Raw genomic sequence first — 23,484 nt, forward strand, 5'->3', positions numbered from 1 at the left:
AGTCCTTTTTTTGACCTAATTAATTCAATCCTCCCCCTTTCTTAATCGCGAACTATTTGATAATTTAGTGTAAAATTATGTCAGTGGAAGAAAATCAAAATAACGCACCTGTTTATAACGACGATAGTATTCGTTCCCTAGATTGGAAAGAACATATTCGGCTTCGTCCGGGTATGTATATTGGTAAATTAGGCGATGGATCATCAGTGGATGATGGTATCTATGTTCTTGTTAAAGAGATTATGGATAACTCGATTGATGAGCATATGATGGGAAATGGTAAGTCTATTGACGTTAAAATTTCTGATCATAAAGTGGAAGTGCGTGATTACGGTCGTGGTATTCCTTTAGGAAAGGTAATTGATTGCGTTTCTAAAATTAATACCGGTGGTAAATACGATTCAGGTGCTTTCCAAAAATCCGTAGGTTTGAATGGTGTGGGTACAAAAGCTACGAATGCGCTTTCCAATTACTTTAAAGTTCAATCCTACCGAGATGGTCAAACCAAATGGGCGGAGTTTTGCAAGGGTGAGCTAACAGCTGAATCACCTGGTATTGAATCTTCTAATGCGAAGAGTGGAACACACGTTCAGTTTGAGCCAGATAATACGATCTTTAAGAATTACCATTTCATCCCGCAATATTTGGATTCCTTGTTTTGGAATTATGCCTACTTGAATGCTGGATTGACCATTAATTTTAATGGAGAGAAATATTTTTCCCAAAATGGACTTTTCGACTTACTTTCTAAAAAGACGAATGCGGAGGAAAATCGGTATCCGATAATTCATTTAAAAGGGAACGATATTGAATTAGCCATTACGCATAATAACCAATACGGAGAGGAATATTATTCTTTCGTAAATGGTCAAAATACGACTCAAGGCGGTACTCACTTAGCAGCCTTTAGAGAAGCGATTGTTAGAACGGTGCGCGAGTTCTTTAAGAAGGACTTTGATCCATCGGATGTACGTGCGAGTATCGTAGGTGCTATCGCAATTCGGGTGCAAGAACCTGTTTTTGAATCCCAAACAAAGACAAAATTAGGTAGCACCACTATTTCTCCTGATTCAAACTCCACCTCCATTCGTACGTTTGTTGGGGATTTTGTAAAGACTGAATTGGATAATTATTTACACCAAAATCCAGCTTCAGCAGACGCTTTATTAAAGCGAATTTTGCAATCAGAGCGCGAGCGCAAGGATATTGCAGGTATCAAGAAATTAGCGAATGAGCGCGCGAAGAAAGCGAACCTACATAACAAAAAATTAAGAGATTGCCGTGTACATTTATCCGACGAAAAATCGGAGACGCGTCACGACACTACTTTGTTTATTACCGAGGGTGATTCGGCATCAGGAAGCATCACTAAATCACGTGATGTTCAATTGCAGGCTGTATTTAGTTTACGAGGAAAGCCTTTGAATAGCTTTGGCCTGACAAAGAAGATTGTCTATGAAAACGAGGAATTTAATCTATTGCAGCACGCATTAGATATTGAAGATTCTTTAGATAATCTGCGTTACAATAAGATTGTGATTGCAACGGATGCCGATGTGGATGGAATGCACATTCGCTTGCTTATTTTGACTTTCTTCTTACAATTCTTTCCAGATTTAGTGAGAAATGGTCACCTGTATATTTTAGAGACTCCCCTATTTAGAGTTCGAAATAAGAAGGAAACGCGTTATTGCTACTCTGATGAAGAACGTCGCAATGCGATTGAAGCCTTAGGTCCTAAACCTGAGATTACGCGTTTTAAGGGTCTAGGGGAAATTTCTCCTGAGGAATTCGGGAACTTTATTGGCGAGGATATTAAATTAGAACCGGTGATTCTCGAAAAAGATTTCACTATCCCTCAGCTTTTAACGTATTACATGGGTAAGAATACACCAGAGCGCCAAAAATTCATTATTGATAACTTAATTATCGAAAAGGATTTAGAAGAGGTGCTTTTAGCCTAATCAAAAATTCAATTCAAGGAGTTGCTTCAGTTCTTTCAAGGCTTTAGCAGCTCCTTTTTTTTCTGCCTGTACAATACCAGCCTGTATAATTTCTTCAGCTCTATTATCTTTATTTGCTGATAATAAAGCATTTGCATAGGTATAGTAAGTGGCTACATAATCAGGGAATTTTGAAACGATCATTTCAAACTGCTTAAAAGATTCTTCAATGGTACCTTCTTTCTGGTATTCAATAGCTAACAAATAATGGTTAAACGGATCCGTTGGATCTTGATTAATCTCATTTTTAATAAATTCTTTACGATCCATTTTGCTAAATTAAAAACAAATTAGTATGCTTGCATAACAATTTAATCTGCCATGAAAATACTAGTCTGTATCTCCTGTGTCCCAGACACTACCTCAAAAATAACAATAGATCCATCAACCTCCCAAATAAGTAGTCAGGGATTAACATTTATCGTAGGCCCCTATGATGATTATGCCCTTTCTCGTGCTATTGAACTAAAGGAAAGTAACGGTGCCGAAGTCATAGTTTTACACGTAGGCGGAGTTGAATCAGAAGCACTTATTCGTAAATGTTTAGCTTTAGGGGCTGATTCAGCTGTTCGAATCGATGGTAATCCCACTACCTCTGCACAGATTGCACATTCCATTGTATCCTATGTGAATCAAAATCCAATGGATTTAATTTTGATGGGAAAAGAGTCCATTGATTATAACTCAGGAATAGTGCATGGATTAGTGGCGGGTGCCTTAGGATACACTCACTTTAACCCAGTAATGCATTTGGATTTTTCGGGTGATGGCTTGAAATTAGAAGTAGAAATGGATGGAGGTAAAATGGATGTCTCGTGTCCCCTACCTGCCGTTTTAGGATGTCAAGAACCCATAGCTGAATGGAAAATTCCATCGATGCGCGGTATCATGACTGCTCGAACTAAAGAAATTGCTGTGTTACCTTTCGATACTTCAAGCCAAATTCAGATTCTAAAAGCTGATATCGCCGAAACAGCTCGCAAAAACAAGATGATTAATGCTGAAGATGCTGAGCAATTAATCGATTTATTAAGAACAGAGACAAACGTATTATAAGATGAAAAAGGTAGCGATCATTGCCCAAACAAAAGAAGGTCAACTTTCAGATGCTTCTAAATCATTAATTTCATTTGTATCTTCTTTCAATCCTGAGTCTATTTTGCTTTTGGCAATAGGAGATATAAAATTTAGCACAGTTTCTGCGTCTAAGTCAATTGATGTCGTTCAATTAACTGAAGGTTTATGGACTGATTCAGTTAGTATTCAGCCCTTGATTCAAGCAGTTGGTGGTTATAGTGTTTTAGGTATTAAATCAATTCAAGTCGATAATTTACTAAGTCTATTAGCGGCAAGTTCATCTCAAGAGATGATTTCAGGGATTCAACAAATGTCCTATTCAGGTGGAAAATTTTCGATCACTAAATCGATCTTCTCTGGAAAGGCTTCCTTGTCTTTAACGTCTGAAACTGCTGGCTATTTTAGTTTAAATCGTAATTTTGATTTCAGTGCTAATTCATCCTTTGAAGAACAATCAATTAATTCAGTTTCCACTTTATCTAGGGCTGCGGGTAGCAAAGCTTCTATTATAGCCTTGAAACCTATTACGGGATCTATTCCATTGCCTGATGCGGCTTTAGTCGTAGGTGCTGGACGTGGTCTAAAAGATCCAGGTAATTGGACAATAGTAGAGGATTTAGCCAAAGCCTTAGGGGCTGCAACTGCTTGTTCTAAACCAGTATCTGATTTAAATTGGCGTCCTCACCACGAACACGTTGGTCAAACAGGTGTGAAGATTTCGCCTAATTTATATATTGCATGCGGAATTTCTGGAGCTATCCAGCATTTAGCAGGTGTCAATGGTTCTCGCATCGTTGTTGTCATTAATAATGATCCAGAAGCACCCTTTTTTAAACATGCAGACTATGGAATCGTTGGAGATGTAAATGATATCCTTCCAAGACTAACAAAAAAGCTTCAAACTCATTAAAATTAGCGGTCTAATTGGTACATTTGTGTTTTAATATAGGCCTTTGAAAGAGTTTGTTCCTTTGCGTATTTTATCTGTCAACCCTAGTTCTGTAGGAGCTAGTTCTTACATCCTTTTATTAGAGGCAGATAACTCACAGGCTTTGCGCTTTCCTATTGTTATAGGAAGTCAGGAGGCACAATCTATTTCGGTTTATTTAGAACATATTCAAACGAGTAGACCGCTAACACATGATTTGTGTGTTAATCTACTTTCCTACTCTAATGTTTCGCTACAAAAAGTCTTAATTACCGATTTTAAGGATGGTATATTTTATGCCAATTTGGAGATATCAAGGGAGGGAGAAATCTTTCAAGTAGATGCCAGACCATCGGATTCTATTGCCTTAGCTATTCGCTTAGCAATACCCATATTCATTTCTGAAAAACTTTTAAATGATATCTGTATTCCAGAGGAGGAGTTTATGGATGAATTAGAAGATGAATTTGATGTACTGGATAAATCACCTGTTGTTCGCTCCAAGGCTGAATTAGAAGGATTATTAAATAAGGCATTACAGGAAGAAAACTACGAGGAAGCGGCAAAATTAAGAGATGAAATTGAAAAATTATAAATATGAAATATTCTAAAAGTCGTCCGCAGTCAACTCAATTAACTTTGGTGATTTCAATGGCGAGTTTGGCCTTTATTCTTGCCTTATTCTTTCAACTATTTGTGAGCGTAAAGTCGTGGGGGGATGAGATTAAATCACAAATGAAAGTATACGTTTATTTAAGCGATTCTTTACAAACAAGTGATTTAGCATCGACCATTACGTACTTTAAATCACGTCCCTATTTAGGTCAAAAAGAGTTGAAACCTGAATTGGAATTTAAATCAAAAGCCCAGATTGCTACTGAATTTTTAAAATCCTCGCAAGAAGATTATCAAACTTTATTAGGGGAAGAAAATCCGTTTAAAAACTGTTTGATTTTAGGGATAAAAGAGGAATATAAAAATGAAGCATCCTTTAAAAAAATAGTAGCTGAGATTCAAGCAAGACCAGATGTGTATGAAGTTACGTATCCGAATACCTTTATTGGGTCACTTTTAGGTAAGATTAAAGCAGTGGGTTATGTAGGAGTTATTTTAATTGTCCTATTAGTATTATTTGTCTATGTTCAGTTAGCTAATAGTATTCGACTTCACATTCATGGAAACCGTGTATTGATTAAGACAATGCAGTTATTAGGGAGCACTAATGGGTTTATCCAAAAGCCCTATCTATTGAACGCTTTATTAGTGGGTTTCTTAGGTGGGTTGATAGGTTTTATTTTGGCTGATGGAGCCTTTTATTACTTTTCTACATCGATACCTGAAATTTCCACCTTATTTTTTGAAACGGATAATCAAGCTCAGTTAGCACTTGTTTGCATAGGTTTTTGCACCTTATTCAGTTTAATTGCTTCATTCTTTTCTATTTCAAAGTATCTAAAAATTCAACATACAAACCTATTTTAATATGAGTCAATCAAATATGCCGTTAGGTGCCAAAGACATTAAAATTCTCTTACTAGGTATTGGAATTATGTTGACAGGTTTCTTTGTGATGACCTTAGATAAGGAGGAATTTGGTTTTGGCTTTTTAGGCTTAACCCTAGGTCCCATTCTAGTTCTAGTGGGAATCATCATTCCGGTTTTTTCTTTATTTAAGTGGAAGCGCTAATGTCAGAGATTCTTAAAACAATCATATTAGGATTAGTTGAGGGTTTAACGGAATTCTTGCCTGTTTCTTCAACGGCACATTTAATTGTTACTGAAAATTTATTAGGGATTGAAAATTCAAAGTTCCTTAATTTCTTTACGGTCTTTGTTCAGTTAGGAGCAATTGCTGCGGTGCCATTTCTTTATTTTAAGCGTTTATTTGCATCTGGTCTGTCCATTTACTATACCATTATTGCTTCTTTCATTCCTGCTGTTATTCTAGGAGTTCTTTTGGATGATTTCTTAGAAGCACTTTTTCAAGGCTATTGGTTTATTGCGGGTTCCTGGATTTTAGGTGGATTACTGTTGATTCGAATTGATCAATGGCTACCTTCTAAATCAGATTCAATTGAAATTCAATCAATTACTTATTTGAAAGCATTTAAGATTGGTTTATTTCAGTGTATAGCCATGATTCCTGGGGTTTCCCGTTCTGGTGCTACCATTGTGGGAGGTCGAGTGCTAGGTCTTAGTCATGCTGCTGCTGTGGAGTATTCCTTTTTACTGGGGATTCCTACCATCTTAGGTGCATGTGCAAAAAAACTATTGGATTATCGAAATGATTTTGATGTCTTATTTACCCAAGAACATATTCAGTTTTTGAGTATTGGTACCGTGATTAGTTTCATTGTAGCCCTACTAACGATTAAATGGATGGTTGGTTTTGTTAAACAACATGGATTCGCCTTGTTCGGCTACTACCGCATTGTTGTAGGTCTTTTATTATGTCTGTACTTGTGGATGAATTAACGGAAGTTCAAGATAAATTTTATGTGATTAATAAGCCTAGAGATTGGTCTTCTTTCGATGTTGTGAAGAAGATTCGTAATCTTGGTCGGTTTAAAAAGATTGGTCATGCTGGGACATTAGATCCATTGGCAACCGGTATATTAATCATGTGCGTAGGGAAATACACAAAGAAGATCGATTATTTCCAATCCTTACCTAAAACGTATACTGGAAAATTGGTTTTGGGAAAAACGACGCCTTCCATTGATTTAGAAACCGAATTCGATGGTGATTATCCAATTGAGCATATCGATGCGAGCTTATTAGAAGAGGTGCGTTCTTCGTTCATGGGACATATTCAACAGGTACCTCCTATTTACTCTGCAATCAAATTAAATGGACAACGCTTATTTACTCATGCTAGAAATGGTGTGAATGCGGAGGATTTAGAAATTAAAATTAGAGAGGTAGATGTGTATCGAATGGACATTGATGCATCCCGTTTTCCAGAAATTAGTTTTGAGATTGAATGTAGTAAGGGAACTTACATTCGTAGCATTGTACGTGATTTTGGCATAAAATGTCAATCAGGAGCTTATATGAGTGAATTAGTTCGAACAAAAATTGGTGATTGGGGTTTAGATAAGGCACAAGAGGTGGCCAATTTTAATAGCGATTTACATGAAGTGCTTTTATAGTTTTGATACAGTACAGATTGAATCAGCAACCGCGGTAACGATAGGGATGTTTGATGGTTTGCATTTAGGTCATCTGAAGGTTATTCATGGTTGTTTAAACGCAGCGAAAGAGAGTAGCCTTACAACTTGCGTTATTACTTTTTCTAATCATCCTGCAGATCATTTTACCGGTAAACGAAATGAGCTTTTAATGCCAATGCAAGAAAAAATAGCAGCATTTGAAGCAATGGGTGTTGATTATTTAGTGATTCTTCCCTTTGATTCCTATTTAGTGGAATTACCAGCCACTCAATTTATTAAAGAGCACCTCCTCAAACGAATTAAAGCGACTAAGGTGGTATTGGGTTATGATAACCATTTTGGTAAAAATAGAGAAGGCTCCATTTCTTTTATAAAGGAACATTTTTCGGCTCAGTTAGAAGCTATTTCGATTGATGTAGCCAAAGTTGACGAAGTAATTGTTAGTTCTTCTCAGATTAAGAAATTCTTATCTGAAGGAGAAGTTAAAAGGGCTAATGCCATGTTAGGTCATCTTTTCTCGATTGCGGGTGTCGTTATACATGGGAACCAAAATGGACGCAAAATAGGATTTCCTACTGCGAACATGTCGGTGAATGCGGATAATAAATTTATACCACAGTTAGGTGTTTATTTAACAGAGGTACATGTTCAGGCTGGTACATTTTATGGATTAACCAATATGGGCTACCGTCCTACCTTGAATAAGGATGAAGGAATTCACATTGAAACGCATATTTTGGGATTTGAAGGCGATATCTATGGGCAAGGTATTGAAATTCGATTTATAGAGAAAATTAGATCAGAGAAGCGATTTGATTCCTTTGAAGATCTAAAGAATCAAATCGCCGCCGATTTAGCTTGGGCTAAATTGTACCTAGCATAAATTCATATAACTGCCTAAAAAGACTATTTCGTCTCCTCTTTTCGTTAATAATTCCTGAATTTTTTGATCTAATTTATTACCTTCAATATCAATAAAGAACCAGAATTTGAATTCATTGGTGTCTTTCTGAGGTCTAGATTCTATTTTTAATAAGTTGATTCCCCTCGATTCAAAGTCTTGTAAAAGAGACAATAAGGCTCCTGGCTTATCGTCATTCTTTAATTTAATCGCTAAACTAGTTTTGTCTTTATCGGTTTTCTTTAAATTTTCTACTTTGGAAATAATGAAGAAACGCGTTTGATTCGCATCGTTATCTTGAATATTATCAAATAAGATGGGTAAAGAATAAATCTTAGCAGCGATATGCGAACACAAAGCAGCTCCATCCTCTTCTTCTACAGCTAATTTTGCGGCACGTGAGGTAGAATCGACTTGGACGAAGAAATCTTCTTCCTGGCCTGAGAAATAGTCATTTAAAAAACCTTTACATTGCTGAAAAGCGATGTCTTTCGAATAGATTCTTTTAATACCTTGAATTCCATTGTGTTTAGAGGCTAAACAAAAATTAACGGGAATGATGATTTCAGAAATAACAAATAGATTCTTCTCATTTAAGAGATCCATTGTTTCCTTTACCATCCCTTCCTGATTATTCTCAATGGGTACTACGCCATATTTAGCTCGCCCCGTTTCAACAGACTCAAAAACTGACTTGATGGAAGGTAATGAGATGTAATCAGCCACAGCGCCAAAACGATTCTCCGCCGCTTGGTGAGTAAAGCTTCCTTCTGGCCCTAAATAACAAATGATTTCAGGGAGTTCTAAATTACGCGATACACCAAATATCTCCAGAAATATAGCCTCAATAGCCTCTTTCCTTAATTTACCTGTGTACTGGCTCGCTAAACGATCGATGATTTCCTTTTCCCGATCTGGATGGTAAATTACCACATTAGATTCGCGTTTTAATTTACCAATCTCCTCTACAAATTCCATTCTGTTAACAAGTAACGAAAGAATGGAATCATCTATCTGGTCTATTTTGCCTCTTAATTCAGGTATATTCATGCGTAATAGTGTGCTAATTAGCTCAATTTACGAATTTTAGGAGATTTAAGGAAGGGAAATAAAAAAAGGATTTGAATAAATCCTTTTTAGTAAAGCAAAATTGCAATGTGTGATTCCGTTTGGATTCGAACCAAAGACCTACTGCTTAGAAGGCAGTTGCTCTATCCAGCTGAGCTACGGAACCTTAATCAAAATAAAAAGTCAATTTATAATTGGTGATAAACACGTCCTCATAAATTGACTTTTGTCGGGGTGGCAGGATTCGAACCTACGACCTCTTGGTCCCAAACCAAGCGCGATACCGGGCTACGCTACACCCCGAAAATTGACTGCGGAGAGAGAGGGATTCGAACCCTCGGTACCGTTACCAGTACGCATGTTTAGCAAACATGTCCTTTCGGCCTCTCAGGCATCTCTCCTAGCATTTAAGAGAGCACAAATGTAGTAAATATATTTAGTAAATGAAATATATGGCGAAAAAATTATTTCGCCATAACATCAAAACTTGAGATAGATTTACCTTCTAAACTCGTTTTACCCATTAAAAATAAGTCGATATTTCTAGCTGCTTCACGACCCTCAGAGATTGCCCAAACCACTAAAGACTGACCACGTCTTGCATCTCCAGCAATGAAAACTTTCTCATTATCAGATTGATATGTTGAGCTGGCTACTAAATTGCCTCGCTCATCTGACTTCACTCCTAGGGCCGTTAATTGTTCAAATAAGCTACCGTGATCAGTATGTAAAAATCCAGCAGCAATGAGAGCTAAATCACAAGGAATTTTTCTACTATTTATAACCTCCTGCTCCATTTTTCCATCCTTCATATTATATACGATGTCTCCAATGAGTAAAGCTTCTAATTCTCCTTTGTCATTCTTTATAAATTCTTGTAGAGAAATAGACCATAAACGCTCTGCTCCTTCATCATGTGAAGTAGAAGTACGTAACATATTAGGCCAGTTAGGCCAAGGTGTGTTGGATGCTCTTTCTACTGGAGGTTTAGGCATTACCTCTATTTGAGTAATGGAAGCAGCTTTATGACGATTAGAAGTTCCTACACAGTCAGAACCAGTATCTCCCCCACCAATAACGACTACATGCTTTCCTTTTGCACTGATGTCTGCATTAGTATATTTTTCACCTTTATGATTCACTTCTAATGCAATAGAAGCATTACGCTTATTTTGCTGTGATAAAAACTCCATCGCAGGATAAATACCGATGGCATCATTTCCTTTAGCCGTAATAAATCGAGGTGTTGTACTTCCTGTGGCTACTAAGACTGCATCAAAATCATTCGTTAAATTAGCTAGTTTCTCCGTGGTTCCGATATTAGCATTAGTAATGAAGGTTATACCTTCTTGTTTCATTACTTCTACTCGACGAGTAACCACCGATTTATCTAATTTAAAATCTGGAATACCATAGCGTAATAATCCTCCAATTTGATCCGCACGCTCATACACCGTTACTAAGTGACCAGCTTTATTTAATTGAGCTGCTGCAGCTAAACCTGCTGGTCCTGATCCAATCACTGCAATTTTCTTGTCCGTACGTGTCTTAGGTACAAATGGAACAACCCAGCCCTCTGAATAGGCCTTTTCAATGATTGATTTCTCAATCAATTCAATAGCAACAGCTGGTTTATTAATACCTAAAACACAGGCTGACTCGCATGGTGCTGGACAAATACGTCCTGTAAATTCAGGGAAGTTATTGGTTGTGCTTAAAATATCATACGCATACTTCCAATTTTGCTCGTAAACGGCATCATTGAACTCCGGAATAATATTCCCCAGTGGACATCCATTATGACAGAATGGAGTACCGCAATCCATACAACGACTAGCTTGCGCTTCTGTGTCTGCTGTAGAATTTAGTTGTTCAATTTCTTTGTAATCGTTCACACGCTCAGATACGGCTCTTTTAGGAGCTAATTTGCGGTCAATTTCCAAAAATCCTGTAGGCTTACCCATTCTATCTTATTTTAAATCTACTTTAATATCTTGATACACTCTGTCTTTGTCAGCTAATACGTCTGAGATGCTTAATTTTCTAGAACTTAAGGCATTCTTATAATCGATTGGCAATACTTTCTTGAACTGGCTAGCTAAAGCATTGAAATTATCAAATACTAGTTTTCCTTTCACAGAACCAGTTAAGGCAACGTGTTTTTCTAAATACATCAAAATGATGTTTTTGTCTTCTGGTGTCAATTCTGTGATTTCCACCATTTCGCGATTTACTTTCGCGTCAAAGGTATTTTGCTCATCTAGGATGTAAGCAACTCCTCCAGACATCCCAGCGCCAAAATTACGGCCAGTATTTCCTAAAATAATAACTAAACCTCCTGTCATGTATTCACAACCGTGATCACCAATGCCTTCTACCACTACTTTAGCTCCTGAGTTTCTCACACAGAAACGTTCTCCTGCCATTCCAGCTAAATAGGCTTCACCAGACGTAGCACCATAGAATGAAACGTTCCCTACAATAGAGTTCTCTGATGCTTTGAAAGAAGCTACTGGTGAAGGGTAAGCCACTAATGTCGCACCACATAATCCTTTCCCTACATAGTCATTTGCATCTCCTTCGATTTCGAATTTGATACCTTTTACTGAGAATGCACCAAATGATTGACCAGCTGTTCCTTTAAACTTGATATTTATTGTATCCGTAGGTAAACCTTTCTCGCCGTATTTCTTTGTAATCTCGTTTGATAGGATTGTTCCTACGGAACGATTTACGTTAATAATAGCTAGTTCACCATTGACAACTTGACCTTTATCAATTGCAGGTTGAGCCATTTTTAATAACTCCCAATCTAATTGATCAGCTAATCCATGATCTTGTTCCTCTGATTTAAATACAGCAACACCTTCTTCTAAAACTGCTGGCGCTAAAATTGGGCTCAAATCTACATTTTTGAATTTCCAGTGTCCCGACAGATCTTTCATTTCCAAAAGATCCACACGACCCACCATCTCTTCTAGCTTACGGAAGCCTAATTCAGCCATAATCTCGCGTAATTCCTGTGCTAGGAAGTGGAATAAGTTGACTACGTGATCTGCTTGACCTGTGTATAACGCTCTTAATTCTGGATTTTGAGTGGCCACCCCTACTGGACAGGTATTTAAGTGACACTTACGCATCATGATACAACCAGCGGTAACTAAAGCAGCTGTGGCTACACCAAATTCTTCAGCTCCCAATAATGCTGCTACAGCTATATCTTTACCAGTCTTTATTTGACCATCCGCTTGAATCGTAACACGACCCCGCAATTTGTTTTTTACCAGGGTTTGATGCGTTTCTGCTAAACCAAGCTCCCAAGGTAAACCTGCATGACGAATAGAAGATAAAGGAGATGCTCCTGTTCCACCGTCGTAACCTGCAATTAAGATATGATCAGCATGCGCTTTTGCCACACCGGCAGCAATCGTTCCTACACCTGCTTCAGAAACTAATTTAACCGAAATTCTAGCAGCTCTATTCGCATTCTTTAAGTCAAAGATTAATTGTGCTAAATCTTCGATTGAATAGATATCGTGGTGTGGAGGTGGTGAAATTAAACCTACTCCTGGCGTACTGTGACGCGTTTTTCCGATCCAATCATCTACCTTGTGACCAGGTAATTGACCACCTTCGCCAGGTTTTGCACCCTGTGCCATTTTGATTTGTAGTTCCTTCGCATTGGTTAAATAATGCGCCGTCACACCAAAACGCCCTGAGGCTACTTGTTTAATAGCTGAATTCATGGAATCACCATTCGCCATTTTTTCAAAACGAATCGGATCTTCTCCACCTTCTCCCGTATTTGATTTACCACCAATACGGTTCATAGCGATGGCTAATGTAGTATGAGCCTCGTAGGAAATTGATCCAAATGACATCGCACCTGTCGCAAAACGAGCTAAGATGTTTTCTACTGGTTCTACTTCATCAATAGAGATAGCCTTACTTGACTTGAATTTCAATAAGCCACGTAGCGTAATAGATTTCTTGCTTTGGTCATCAATTAATTGAGCGTACTTTTTGTAAACCGAATAATCATTCTGCTTTGTTGCTTGTTGCAATAAGTGAATCGTAGCCGGATTAAATAAGTGCTCCTCACCTCTTTGTTTCCATTGGTAGATACCACCTACTTCTAATTTAGGTGAATCTTGTTTTAATAGTTGATACCCAGAAGCATGCTTAATCAGGGCTTCTTTGGCAATCGTATCTAGGCTAATTCCACCAATACGAGAAATAGAACCGCTGAAATACGTATCCACAACTTCTTTACCTAAACCAAGAATTTCAAAGATTTGTGCACCTTGATACGACTGTAAAGTAGAAATACCCATTTTAGAGAAGATCTTTAATAGCTCCCCATTAACGGCTTTGATATAGTTGTATTCTAATTTATCGTAGCTTAAATCCTTATTGACGAAGCCTTGATCTTTCATAGCTTTAATCGTTTCGAAAGCCATGTAAGGATTCACCGCACTTGCGCCGTATCCAATCAACGTAGCATAATGGTGTGTTTCCCACACATCTCCTGCTTCGATAATAATACCCACTTTAGCTCTTTTCTTTGTGCGAATCAAGTGATTATGAACAGATGCTAAGGCTAATAGAGATGGAATGGGAGCATGAGAACTATCAATTCCGCGGTCTGTTAACAAGATAATCGAGTATCCATCATCTACTGCATCTTCTGCGTATTGATTAATACGATCCAAAGCCTTCTTTAACACTCCCTCCTCTTCAGAAGCACGGAACGTCATATGAATGGACTTTGTTTGGAAATTTTCATGATCAATCCAACGGATTTTCTCAACTTCCTTATTACGAAGTACGGGCTGCTGAATCTCGATTTGACGGCAGTGTGTCGGACTTTCTTCTAATAAATTGGATAAACCACCTATATCTGATAATAGCGACATCACCATACGCTCGCGAATCGGGTCAATCGGCGGATTCGTTACCTGCGCAAATAATTGTTTGAAATACGAAGACAAATGTTGAGCCTTTTCAGATAAAACGGCTAATGGCGTATCAATACCCATTGAACCTAAAGCTTCCTTACCTGTTTCAGCCATTTGCGCTAATACAACGCGGATATCTTCCGTTGTAAAACCAAAGATTTGTTGTCTAGAAACTAATTCAATAGCTTTAGGTTGTCTATATTCAGAACCTGCCTCTGGAAGATCTTCTACTCTGATTTTATTCTTCAAAAGCCATTCCCCATACGGTTGTTGTTGGCAGATTTTCTCTTTGAGTTCTTCGTCTGGGATAATACGACCTTGCTCCATATCCACCACAAACATTTTACCTGGTTGTAAACGACCTTTAGAAACAATGGTAGCAGGATCTAAATCCAATACCCCTGCTTCAGAAGCCATAATTACGTGGTCATCAGAAGTCACCCAATAACGAGATGGACGTAAACCATTTCTATCAAGCGTAGCTCCGATCATTTTTCCATCCGTGAAGGAGATACTTGCAGGACCATCCCAAGGTTCCATCATGGCAGCATGGTACTCATAAAAATCCTTTTTGTATTTCTCCATGCTCTCATTGCCATCCCAAGCTTCTGGGATTAACATCATCATGACATGAGGTAACGAGCGACCTGTTAAATACAATAACTCAATGGCGTTATCTAAAATAGCTGAATCAGATTGTCCTAAGCTACAAACAGGAAGAATCATATCTAATTCTTCTTGTGTAAAGTATTTGCTTGAGAATAAAGCAGATTGCGCTTGCATCCATGATGAATTACCTTTTACCGTATTGATCTCTCCGTTGTGTGCTATAAAGCGGAACGGTTGAGCTAATTTCCATTCTGGGAATGTATTCGTCGAGAAACGCGAGTGTACTATGGCCAAAGCCGAAGTAAAATTCTCCTGGAATAAATCTAAGAAATAGCCTGGAACCTGCATTGTCGTTAACATACCCTTATAAATGATGGTACGACACGATAAAGAAGCGAAGTAAAACTTATTGTTTAATCCAGCAATGGTTTCGTTTAATAACTTAGAAACATATTGTCTAAAAACATATAGTTTACGCTCAAAATCAATTTCTGATGCACAATCGGCGGGTCTTTCAATAAATAATTGTTGAATTGACGGCTCTGCATTACCTGAATCAGCCCCTGTTATTTCCGAATTATCAACAGGCACTATTCTATAACCTAAGACTCGTAATCCTAATTTCTTAGTCTTACGCTCAATAACTTCTTTACATTCTTTGATTAACGTTTCGTCTTTAGGGAAAAATACCATACCTACCCCATAATTACCTAAGGAAGGTAAAGAGAAACCTAATGAGCTAGTTTCTTCTAGAAAAAATTCATGAGGTAGTTGAACAAGGACACCCGCGCCGTCACCTGAGTTAGGATCACATCCGCAAGCCCCTCTGTGATCCATGCGGATCAACATTTTAATTGAATCCTGAACAATGCGATGGGATTTTATACCTTTTAGACTGGCAACAAAGCCAATTCCACACGCATCATGTTCAAATTCTTTTCTGTACAAACCTACTTCATTCGGATTTCTCATAGGAAACTATAAATATTCTAATAATAATGATAACAAATTGAAAATAGCTAAGTGTGTTCAAAAAGCTATTTCAGGTAGATAATATACCTAATTTCAAATTTAATTAAAAATAAATTTGGCAAAACGATCTAAAGACAAAATATTCTTCTGAATTCAAAATATCAGAAATGCAAAACAAAAAATCTTGGTAAAATGCTATTCTAGTCGTAATCCTCTCCGTATGAATCTCCAAATTCGCTTTCTCCTTCCGTATCATCCTCATCTTGGAACTCATTTTCTAAGTCATTCAAGTAGATCGCATCGACTCCTTCTTGCACCGTATTAAGTAAGGTTAGATTCTCAATTTTCGCAGCATCTAATCTTTCAGCAATAGGTTCGTTTTTTGTAACGACTACAAATAAACCTCCTTCATTTGTACATATCTTAGTGCCTTTTCGGATAGCAGATACACCGTATCCATCTAGATCTGCTGTTTTAGAGAGATTAAGGATAATATTGGCATAGTCTTTCTTAAATAAAAGACGAATAGCATTTTCTAATTCCTCTGAATTTGTGGCCGATAATTGTTCAGCTTTCCAATCAATAACGGCATAACTCTCGTTTTGTTCGAGTTGAAATGAATTTACGTTAGACATTTTTTAAATACTGTATGGTGTTAGTGTAAATACGATTAGTTAAATCTTCTTGGGGTTCTTTTTTAAAGGTAAGACCTGTAATTTCTTCGAACAATAAAATGTAGCGTTCTGAAATTTGTTGTACAAATTCATCAGTAATTGTGGGGATGCTTTGCCCCTCTTTCCCCTGAAAACCATTGGCTATCAGCCATTCCCTAACAAATTCCTTAGATAATTGCTTTTGAGCTAATCCTTTTGCGAACAATTCTGCATAAGGTTCTTTATAGAAATAACGAGAGGAATCTGGTGTGTGAATTTCATCCATTAACATGACCTTCCCATTATACAAGCCAAATTCATACTTGGTATCCACTAAAATTAAATTCTTCTCTGAGGCCATCTCCTGTCCTCTTTGAAACAATTGATGTGTAATAGCACATAATTCATTCATATGTTCTTTAGAGACAATACCTTGTTGAATGATTGCTTCTACAGAAATATCTTCATCGTGACCCTCGCTAGCTTTTGTAGTGGGTGTAATTATTGGAGAAGGTAATTGTTGATTTTCTACTAGACCATCCGGTAAAGTTACCCCACAAACCTCACGTTTTCCTGATTTATATTCTCTCCAAAGATGACCTACCAAATACCCTCTAATGACCATTTCAATGGCAAATGGTTCGCATTTTAAACCAAATGCAGCATTAGGATCTGGTGTTGCTAATAGCCAATTCGGTACAATATCTGCCGTTTTCTGTAAAAAATAACTAGCAATTTGGTTTAACACCTGACCTTTATAAGGTATTAATTTAGGTAATACGACATCAAAAGCAGAGATGCGATCAGATGTTATCATTAATAAATGGTCTCCTATTCCGTATACGTCACGCACTTTTCCTTTATAAAAAGAGGTTTGATTAGGGAATTGATAAGGTGCTGGATTCATGGTTTGGCTAATTAGTAGATAAGATTTTTCTGCTTTTTCTTCATTAAATCAAGTAAAGATAAGGCTTCCTGCGTATTTATTTTTTGAGTTTGGCTGATCATTTGCGCCGAAGAGGATTGTTTCTTCAATTTATTCTGAGGAAAATTGATTGCGTACAATTCAAATGCTTTTACCAGTGTGTCGACATTCCCATTTTGGATGATGGATCTATGTAAATCTGCATAACCCTCCTTCGAATCACCATTCATAGCCATAAAATAACTGTATAGAATGTCATTATTGATACTTTGATCTTTGATTAAATTTCTTTTTGCCTGTTTTGTATTTCGATGCGTTTTTAATTCTAAAACAGCAATTAAATGCTCTATTTCGGGATTGGTGAAAATAGATGATTTTTGAATTTGTTTGGCATTATCCAAAGCTTGAGTATAGTGATGAGAAGCAATTTGCTTGTTCAATTGTCTTATTTGTGCATTATACTCCTCGGATGATTTAGAGAATAAACCATCGTAAAATAAAATGAAGAGATAAAACAAGGTAGAAAACATTTAGATCTTTATGGCTTTGGCTGTAAATACAATATCTATAAAAACTAAAATGAGTATTAAAATTACTAAATAAATTCGCACATAGGAGCTCTTAATCCAGCTGTTTAAGCTTTCTGAAGAAAAAATAGTAGATCTATTCGAATCAGTTGAAATGGACTGCCAATGGTGATTCGTCCATATAAATACGTCAAATTGATCCTCTTTTGGATGAGAAGGCAATGAATTCATTACTATCCGTTTCAGATGTACTTTCGTGGTTTCATTAGCCCGCTCTACTAAATTCAAAAATGAATCTCGATTTGTAGCGGGAATAATTTGGTAAAATTGAGTTTTACTTGGTTCATAAATAGATAAACTATAGGTGCTATTTTCTGGCATCTCTGATGCTTTTTCTACCAGGGAATTCCACGTTAAACTGGAACTATTGGAAGATATAACAAATAAAGTAGTTCCTAATTTAGAGCTCTCTACATCCTTATTTTGCTTGACACTAATAGTATATAAACAGAGGATAAGCAATGCTACAAGTAATAGAAATCTAAGTATGTATTTAAATACTAGGACTCTTGAGATTTGAAATACCTTCCCTCTCGCTACATAATATTTATAGGCAATGAGTAGCGAAGACCCTATAAATAAACCAAACAATAAAATACCTATTTCCTTTAAATTCATAAAAGGGGGTAAATTCAATTAAAATTAAATTGCTATTTTTACAATTCTATCAAAAATAGCATGGATATATTAAAAAGTAAGCGTCTCGATCACCTAAAATATGAAATTCGTGGACCGGTTTATGATAAAGCGTTAGCTCTTCAAAATCAGGGTTACAAGATTACTTCATTAAATATTGGTAATCCAGCCGCCTTTGGCTTTGAAACGCCTGATGAGATTGTCCATGATATTATCGTAAATATACGAAATGCGCAGGGATATGTTGATTCCCGTGGTTTATTTGCTGCACGTAAAGCAGTTATGCAGTATTACCAGAACTTAGGTGTAAAGAATATCTTAATGGAAGATATTTATATTGGTAATGGGGTAAGTGAGTTGATTTCTTTGGTGATGACTGCTTTGTTAAATACAGATGACGAAGTATTGATTCCCTCTCCTGATTATCCACTTTGGACTACTGTGGCAGGTCTAGCTGGCGGTATAGCTGTGCATTATACTTGTGATGAGACTCAAGATTGGGCTCCAGATCTTGCGGATATGGAAGCTAAAATTACATCCAAGACGAGAGCTATCGTTTTAATTAATCCCAATAACCCTACCGGAGCTGTCTATTCTAAAGAAACAGTTAAACAAGTAGTGGCTTTAGCAGCTAAACATCAATTAGTATTATTCGCAGATGAAATCTATGATAAGATTCTGTATGATGGGACTTCACATCATACCGCTGCAGGTTTATCGGATGATATTTTGATTATCACGATGGGTGGTTTGTCTAAAAATTACCGTGCGGCAGGTTTTAGAGGTGGGTGGATGATCTTAACAGGGGCAAAACACAAGGCAAAATCGTATATAGAAGGATTAAATTTCTTATTTAGTACCCGTTTATGTGCGAATGTGATTACTCAATATGGAATTCAAACAGCATTAGGGGGATATCAATCGATAAATGACCTAGTTGCTAAAGAAGGTCGTTTAAATCGACAAATGAACTTAGCCTATGAACGAATTAATGCCATTGATGGTGTTAGTGCCGTAAAGCCTAAAGGAGCCCTATATTTGTTTCCAAAGATAGATCTATCTAAGTTCAATTTTGAAGATGATAATCATTTTGTGATGTCTCTTTTAGAGGAACAAAAGATATTAGTGGTGGGAGGACAAGGATTTAATTTCAAAGAGAAGGATCATTTTAGAATAGTATTTCTTCCACATGTGGAGCAATTAGGTGTTGCCTTAGATAAAATTGCACTTCACTTTGAAAATTACCGCAAATGATATTTAACGAATTCTCCCGTAAGCAAAAGCTGTTTATATTCCTGTTTGGAGTATTCTTAACGAATGCGATTGTTGCGGAGATTATTGGTGTTAAAATTGTTAGTATTGAACGTACGTTAGGGTTTCCGCCGCTACATTGGTATACGCCTTGGGGAGATTTTTGGGACTTAAATCAAACAGCTGGTGCTTTAAACTGGCCTCTAGTTTTTATCACATCTGATATCATTAATGATTATTTTGGTAAAAAGGGAGTTCGATTTATTTCCTTTACTACTTCCCTATTCATCGCTTTTTCATTTCTTATCATTTATACGGCTACTTTGCTTGTCCCAGCTGATTTTTGGGTAGAGGTAAATAAGGGTTCTGAAAATTTTAATATAAATGCTGCTTTTGCCAGAATATTTCGTCAAGGATTGGGGATAATACTAGGTTCATTATCAGCGTTTTTAGTTAGCCAAATCATTGATGCCTTAGTTTTTGAAAAGATTAAATCACGAACAGGGTCGAAACATATCTGGTTAAGAGCTACGGGATCTACGCTGATATCGCAGTTAATTGATAGTGTATTGGTAATTGGGATTGCCTTCTATGCATTTGGCAATTGGACTTTTACACAATGGATGAATGTCTCTTTCAATAATTACTTCTATAAATTCTTCGTGGCCATCCTATTTACGCCTGTTTTATATCTAGCCCACTGGGCAATAGAGAAGTATTTAGCTAAGGATAAAGCGCTTTAGATTATCTGCAATGACTGCAGTTGATATTCCTACATTCAAGGATTCAGCTTCTCCAAAGGCTGGAATAGTGATTCGCTCATCCAAACTTTCCATAATTTCTTCTCGAATACCGTTTGATTCATTCCCTAAAATGATAAAACCTTTATTAGGAAACTGGTAGTGATGTATATTTTCACCATGTAGGACAGCTCCGATCTTTTTATATTCGCTGTGTGCTTTAAAGAATGATGGTAAATCGACATAGGTAAATTCGATACGGGAGAACGAACCCATGGTTGAGATGATTACTTTTGGATTATAAAACTCCGTACAATCGTCTGATAGAACCAATTGTTTAAATCCATACCAATCGCAAATACGAATAATCGTTCCCAAATTACCTGGATCGCGAATGCCATCAAGGACGATGGTGTAACGATCTTGAATTTTAAATGAAGGGAATTTCTTTTGTTGTACGACAGCAAGCCCTATTTGATTGTTGACAAGGGTACTTAACTTTTGGACATTTTCTTCCTCTAAAAGATAGATAGGCGCTTTTGATACTTGACTGATTTTATGGGCTAATGCTTGCTGACTCTCACAAATGACAAAAAAATCAACAACAAAGTCAGATTTGATTAATTCCAACAGAGACTTCTCCCCTTCCACTAAAAATAAATCATTCTCTTTTCTTCCTTTTTTAGAATGTAGGGAATTAATTAACTTTATTTGTTTATTAGTTAGCATCTCTTGAAAAATCAATCAATTATCGGTTTTATTATTATCAGTATTGGGCTCATTTCCTGTGGTCAATACCAATCCTTTGAGATCCCTAATCCAGTTATTAATCAAATAAACGTAACAGGTAATCGCCAGATACCTAAAGCAGAATTACGTGCAAATGTCATTGGCGTAAAGAATTCATATCGCAGATTACTCCCTGCAAAATTATACACTTATCTGGGCATTAAAAGGAAAAGAAAAGATTCTCTTGGAATTAAACCTAGTTTCATTCAATTCCTTAAGTCGCCTAATCCCACGTATAATCCTGTTTGGTTAGCTACCAATACGACACAAATTCAACGATATTATAGGGAGAATGGCTTTTTGAAGGCCCATATTCAATCTAATATAGATACAATTGGGCAATTGGTCAATGTCACTTTTGCCATTGATGAGGGAGAGGCCAGTTATTTTACCAAACAAGATTCTATATCGGTAGACAATCCTATTTTAGCGGAACATGTGAGCTCTTATTTGAAAGAAAATAGTGTTATTAGACCGATGGGACGATTACAATTATCCTTGCTAAAGAAAGAAAAGGAGCAATTAAGTCATCATCTACGTAATGAAGGTTATTACTATTTTTCGCCAGATGCAGTGGGTATACGGTTAAATGATGTAAAGGATTCCACGCTTCAACGCATTTCACTTTACTATAAAATACCAGAATTTAAGAATCATTTTGCAATTGCTAATTATGATCGCCTGTATCGGATTGGATTGCCTGAATTTAGCATTTCTGATCCCTATGGTAATCCGGCAATTCATCCTCCAATAAAGGGTTTGACTAAATTGATTAATCTAAAGGAGGATGATTTGTATTCTGTCGATTTATTTAATCAAAGTTTAAAGAATATTTACCTTACTGATCAATTTAAGACGGTTTCTATTCGATTTGATACGACTAGAACAAGGCTATTTCCTAAAATTGAATTGTTCCAAAACGAGAAATATAATTTTAGTTCTGAATTAGGAGGAAGTGTATTTAGGGGGATTCCAGGCCCATTTTTAACGAATTCTTTTAAAATAAGACGCTTATTCTCGAGCTTAGATTACTTTGATTTTTCTACACGTATTGGTTATGAGGCCCAATCTGGTTTTATTAATACGAACGATACGAGGAATAATTTAGAATTAAACGTCTCCGCTTCCATCAACTTCCCTTCACTCTATTTACCTAAGGCGATGGTAGGTAAATTAGGTTCCTATTATGGGGCAAAAACATCTGTGGGAGTGGGATTTGATTTTATTAATCGTCCAGAGTACCAAAGAACAAATGTAAACCTGTTCCAACGTTATACCTGGCAAAATAGTGAGTACAGCTTCTTTACGTTCTCCTTGGTCAATCTCAACTTATTAAATACGATTTATCCGGAAACGGCCACTTCTGATGCCTTTAAGACCTATTTAGAGGAACTTAAAATTAAAGGAAATAATCTCTACCGAAGCTTTAATCCCAGTTTTGTAAGTAGCATCTCATTCCAATACGTATACCGAGATTTACTTCCGAGTAACGAACTGAAAAATGGAAAAATATTCCAAATAGGTCTAGAATCGGGTGGTACTACATTGAACCTTTTGCCTAATCACAAATTTAGTTTTGTGACAGACCTCTTAAATAGTGGACAGGATATTCAATTTTACCGTTTCTTACGTTTGAATTTAGATTACCGGAAATATAAGATGTTAGGTCGTAATCAGAAATCACAAATTGCTTTTAAACTCGTAGGTGGAATCGCGTATGCTTATGGCGATGAAAACGATTATCAATTACCTTATGAAAAGAACTTCTTTATTGGTGGCCCATCCAGTTTAAGAGCTTGGAAGCCAAGACGTTTAGGACCAGGTTCTTATGTTTCCTCCTCTAATTTAGTAGAACAGCCGGGAAGCATTTTACTAGAATCCTCATTAGAATATCGATTTAAATTATTCCCCTTATTTGGTCAAATGAATGGAGCTTTCTTCATTGATGCAGGTAATGTCTGGAATATGACACAGGGGAATACGGATCCTAGTACTCAATTTCATTTGAGTGATTTCTATAATCAGATTGCGGTAGGTACAGGTTTTGGGCTTCGTTGGGATTTCGATTTCTTTTTATTGCGACTTGACTTAGCTACGAAAGTTATTAATCCGGCTAACCCAGTAAATCAAAAATGGGTTCTGCCACAAACTTCTTTCGAAGGAGGACAAAACCCAATTGAGTTTAACATTGGTATTGGCTATCCTTTTTAAGGA

21 protein-coding genes and 3 tRNA genes are annotated in these 23,484 nt (G+C 36.8%); 12 read left to right on the forward strand and 12 right to left on the reverse strand.

The features are described 5' to 3' along the window. Positions 1 to 77 precede the first annotated feature (77 nt). Positions 78 to 1,964, forward strand: coding sequence for a DNA topoisomerase IV subunit B (locus tag G9X62_RS10420; RefSeq protein ID WP_223130646.1), 1,887 nt, complete (start codon positions 78 to 80; stop codon positions 1,962 to 1,964). On the opposite strand, the gene G9X62_RS10425 is transcribed toward G9X62_RS10420, so the two are convergent. After that, entirely contained in the window at positions 1,965 to 2,273 is a 309-nt protein-coding gene (locus G9X62_RS10425) for a tetratricopeptide repeat protein (RefSeq protein WP_223130647.1), read from the reverse strand. A 51-nt stretch (positions 2,274 to 2,324) separates the two neighbouring features. Here G9X62_RS10425 and G9X62_RS10430 point away from each other — a divergent pair, with 51 nt between their 5' ends. From G9X62_RS10430 to G9X62_RS10465, 8 genes are read left to right on the forward strand one after another with little or no spacing between them, the layout of a single operon-like run. Then, positions 2,325 to 3,059, forward strand: a complete 735-nt coding sequence (locus G9X62_RS10430; protein ID WP_223130648.1) for an electron transfer flavoprotein subunit beta/FixA family protein — start codon at positions 2,325 to 2,327, stop codon at positions 3,057 to 3,059. Position 3,060: 1 nt separating this feature from the next. Further along, a complete protein-coding gene (locus G9X62_RS11255) occupies positions 3,061 to 3,990 on the forward strand; it encodes an electron transfer flavoprotein subunit alpha/FixB family protein (protein WP_261345517.1) in 930 nt (309 codons plus the stop codon). A gap of 43 nt (positions 3,991 to 4,033) precedes the next feature. Then, the gene (locus G9X62_RS10440; protein ID WP_223131851.1) at positions 4,034 to 4,603 is read left to right on the forward strand and encodes a bifunctional nuclease family protein; all 570 of its coding nucleotides are present in this window, start codon (positions 4,034 to 4,036) and stop codon (positions 4,601 to 4,603) included. Between the two features lie 2 nt (positions 4,604 to 4,605). Beyond that, entirely contained in the window at positions 4,606 to 5,490 is an 885-nt protein-coding gene (locus G9X62_RS10445; RefSeq protein WP_223130649.1) for a cell division protein FtsX, read from the forward strand. A gap of 1 nt (position 5,491) precedes the next feature. Further along, positions 5,492 to 5,695 carry a DUF3098 domain-containing protein gene (locus G9X62_RS10450; RefSeq protein WP_223130650.1) on the forward strand — a complete coding sequence of 68 codons (204 nt, stop codon included), beginning with the start codon at positions 5,492 to 5,494 and terminating at the stop codon, positions 5,693 to 5,695. After that, positions 5,695 to 6,483, forward strand: coding sequence for an undecaprenyl-diphosphate phosphatase (locus G9X62_RS10455; RefSeq protein ID WP_223130651.1), 789 nt, complete (start codon positions 5,695 to 5,697; stop codon positions 6,481 to 6,483). The genes G9X62_RS10450 and G9X62_RS10455 overlap by 1 nt, the downstream gene beginning before the upstream one ends. Continuing rightward, positions 6,459 to 7,160: a tRNA pseudouridine(55) synthase TruB gene (truB, locus tag G9X62_RS10460; protein WP_223130652.1), complete on the forward strand. Its 702-nt coding sequence runs from the start codon at positions 6,459 to 6,461 to the stop codon at positions 7,158 to 7,160. Before G9X62_RS10455 ends, truB begins: the two co-directional genes overlap by 25 nt. Then, on the forward strand, positions 7,144 to 8,064 hold the full coding sequence (locus tag G9X62_RS10465; protein ID WP_223130653.1) for a bifunctional riboflavin kinase/FAD synthetase: 921 nt from the start codon (positions 7,144 to 7,146) through the stop codon (positions 8,062 to 8,064). Before truB ends, G9X62_RS10465 begins: the two co-directional genes overlap by 17 nt. Here the strand turns inward: G9X62_RS10465 and pheA are convergent. From pheA to G9X62_RS10515, 10 genes are all read right to left on the reverse strand, one after another. Further along, positions 8,056 to 9,132: a prephenate dehydratase gene (pheA, locus tag G9X62_RS10470; RefSeq protein ID WP_223130654.1), complete on the reverse strand. Its 1,077-nt coding sequence runs from the start codon at positions 9,130 to 9,132 to the stop codon at positions 8,056 to 8,058. The genes G9X62_RS10465 and pheA overlap by 9 nt on opposite strands. Before the next feature lie 110 nt (positions 9,133 to 9,242). Continuing rightward, positions 9,243 to 9,316: transfer RNA gene (locus tag G9X62_RS10475), tRNA-Arg, on the reverse strand. A gap of 63 nt (positions 9,317 to 9,379) precedes the next feature. Next, positions 9,380 to 9,453, reverse strand: a tRNA-Pro gene (locus G9X62_RS10480). 11 nt (positions 9,454 to 9,464) lie between these two features. Then, positions 9,465 to 9,551, reverse strand: a tRNA-Ser gene (locus G9X62_RS10485). Positions 9,552 to 9,614: 63 nt separating this feature from the next. Then, positions 9,615 to 11,114 (reverse strand): glutamate synthase subunit beta, encoded by a 1,500-nt coding sequence (locus tag G9X62_RS10490; RefSeq protein ID WP_223130655.1) that lies wholly within the window; start codon positions 11,112 to 11,114, stop codon positions 9,615 to 9,617. Between the two features lie 6 nt (positions 11,115 to 11,120). Beyond that, positions 11,121 to 15,689, reverse strand: a complete 4,569-nt coding sequence (gene gltB / locus G9X62_RS10495; protein WP_223130656.1) for a glutamate synthase large subunit — start codon at positions 15,687 to 15,689, stop codon at positions 11,121 to 11,123. 200 nt (positions 15,690 to 15,889) lie between these two features. Further along, on the reverse strand, positions 15,890 to 16,324 hold the full coding sequence (locus tag G9X62_RS10500; protein ID WP_223130657.1) for an STAS domain-containing protein: 435 nt from the start codon (positions 16,322 to 16,324) through the stop codon (positions 15,890 to 15,892). Continuing rightward, on the reverse strand, positions 16,317 to 17,249 hold the full coding sequence (locus G9X62_RS10505) for a phosphoribosylaminoimidazolesuccinocarboxamide synthase (protein ID WP_223130658.1): 933 nt from the start codon (positions 17,247 to 17,249) through the stop codon (positions 16,317 to 16,319). The genes G9X62_RS10500 and G9X62_RS10505 overlap by 8 nt, the downstream gene beginning before the upstream one ends. A gap of 11 nt (positions 17,250 to 17,260) precedes the next feature. Further along, positions 17,261 to 17,707 (reverse strand): hypothetical protein, encoded by a 447-nt coding sequence (locus tag G9X62_RS10510; protein WP_223130659.1) that lies wholly within the window; start codon positions 17,705 to 17,707, stop codon positions 17,261 to 17,263. A 90-nt stretch (positions 17,708 to 17,797) separates the two neighbouring features. Next, the gene (locus G9X62_RS10515) at positions 17,798 to 18,472 is read right to left on the reverse strand and encodes a hypothetical protein (protein ID WP_223130660.1); all 675 of its coding nucleotides are present in this window, start codon (positions 18,470 to 18,472) and stop codon (positions 17,798 to 17,800) included. Positions 18,473 to 18,532: 60 nt separating this feature from the next. Between G9X62_RS10515 and G9X62_RS10520 the strand changes: the two genes are divergently transcribed. Both G9X62_RS10520 and G9X62_RS10525 read left to right on the forward strand, forming a co-directional pair. After that, complete coding sequence (locus G9X62_RS10520; protein WP_223130661.1) at positions 18,533 to 19,744, forward strand: pyridoxal phosphate-dependent aminotransferase; 1,212 nt, start codon at positions 18,533 to 18,535, stop codon at positions 19,742 to 19,744. Next, complete coding sequence (locus G9X62_RS10525) at positions 19,741 to 20,484, forward strand: queuosine precursor transporter (protein WP_223130662.1); 744 nt, start codon at positions 19,741 to 19,743, stop codon at positions 20,482 to 20,484. The genes G9X62_RS10520 and G9X62_RS10525 overlap by 4 nt, the downstream gene beginning before the upstream one ends. On the opposite strand, the gene G9X62_RS10530 is transcribed toward G9X62_RS10525, so the two are convergent. Beyond that, positions 20,461 to 21,225: a TrmH family RNA methyltransferase gene (locus G9X62_RS10530; RefSeq protein ID WP_223130663.1), complete on the reverse strand. Its 765-nt coding sequence runs from the start codon at positions 21,223 to 21,225 to the stop codon at positions 20,461 to 20,463. The genes G9X62_RS10525 and G9X62_RS10530 overlap by 24 nt on opposite strands. On the opposite strand from G9X62_RS10530, the gene tamL reads away from it, so the two are divergent. Continuing rightward, positions 21,214 to 23,481, forward strand: a complete 2,268-nt coding sequence (tamL, locus tag G9X62_RS10535) for a translocation and assembly module lipoprotein TamL (protein ID WP_223130664.1) — start codon at positions 21,214 to 21,216, stop codon at positions 23,479 to 23,481. The genes G9X62_RS10530 and tamL overlap by 12 nt on opposite strands. The last annotated feature ends 3 nt before the right edge of the window (positions 23,482 to 23,484 follow it).

This window comes from Aquirufa lenticrescens (assembly GCF_019916085.1).
Classification (GTDB): domain Bacteria; phylum Bacteroidota; class Bacteroidia; order Cytophagales; family Spirosomataceae; genus Aquirufa; species Aquirufa lenticrescens.

Excerpts from the sequence above, each read along its gene's own strand:
- G9X62_RS10465 (WP_223130653.1), top strand. The coding sequence starts at position 7,144 with ATGAAGTGCTTTTATAGTTTTGATACAGTACAGATTGAATCAGCAACC.
- G9X62_RS10515 (WP_223130660.1), bottom strand. The coding sequence starts at position 18,472 with ATGAATTTAAAGGAAATAGGTATTTTATTGTTTGGTTTATTTATAGGG.
- G9X62_RS10450 (WP_223130650.1), top strand. The coding sequence starts at position 5,492 with ATGAGTCAATCAAATATGCCGTTAGGTGCCAAAGACATTAAAATTCTC.
- G9X62_RS10490 (WP_223130655.1), bottom strand. The coding sequence starts at position 11,114 with ATGGGTAAGCCTACAGGATTTTTGGAAATTGACCGCAAATTAGCTCCT.
- G9X62_RS11255 (WP_261345517.1), top strand. The coding sequence starts at position 3,061 with ATGAAAAAGGTAGCGATCATTGCCCAAACAAAAGAAGGTCAACTTTCA.
- G9X62_RS10420 (WP_223130646.1), top strand. The coding sequence starts at position 78 with ATGTCAGTGGAAGAAAATCAAAATAACGCACCTGTTTATAACGACGAT.
- G9X62_RS10430 (WP_223130648.1), top strand. The coding sequence starts at position 2,325 with ATGAAAATACTAGTCTGTATCTCCTGTGTCCCAGACACTACCTCAAAA.
- G9X62_RS10500 (WP_223130657.1), bottom strand. The coding sequence starts at position 16,324 with ATGTCTAACGTAAATTCATTTCAACTCGAACAAAACGAGAGTTATGCC.
- gltB (WP_223130656.1), bottom strand. The coding sequence starts at position 15,689 with ATGAGAAATCCGAATGAAGTAGGTTTGTACAGAAAAGAATTTGAACAT.
- pheA (WP_223130654.1), bottom strand. The coding sequence starts at position 9,132 with ATGAATATACCTGAATTAAGAGGCAAAATAGACCAGATAGATGATTCC.
- G9X62_RS10445 (WP_223130649.1), top strand. The coding sequence starts at position 4,606 with ATGAAATATTCTAAAAGTCGTCCGCAGTCAACTCAATTAACTTTGGTG.
- G9X62_RS10455 (WP_223130651.1), top strand. The coding sequence starts at position 5,695 with ATGTCAGAGATTCTTAAAACAATCATATTAGGATTAGTTGAGGGTTTA.
- truB (WP_223130652.1), top strand. The coding sequence starts at position 6,459 with ATGTCTGTACTTGTGGATGAATTAACGGAAGTTCAAGATAAATTTTAT.
- G9X62_RS10525 (WP_223130662.1), top strand. The coding sequence starts at position 19,741 with ATGATATTTAACGAATTCTCCCGTAAGCAAAAGCTGTTTATATTCCTG.
- G9X62_RS10505 (WP_223130658.1), bottom strand. The coding sequence starts at position 17,249 with ATGAATCCAGCACCTTATCAATTCCCTAATCAAACCTCTTTTTATAAA.
- G9X62_RS10425 (WP_223130647.1), bottom strand. The coding sequence starts at position 2,273 with ATGGATCGTAAAGAATTTATTAAAAATGAGATTAATCAAGATCCAACG.
- G9X62_RS10520 (WP_223130661.1), top strand. The coding sequence starts at position 18,533 with ATGGATATATTAAAAAGTAAGCGTCTCGATCACCTAAAATATGAAATT.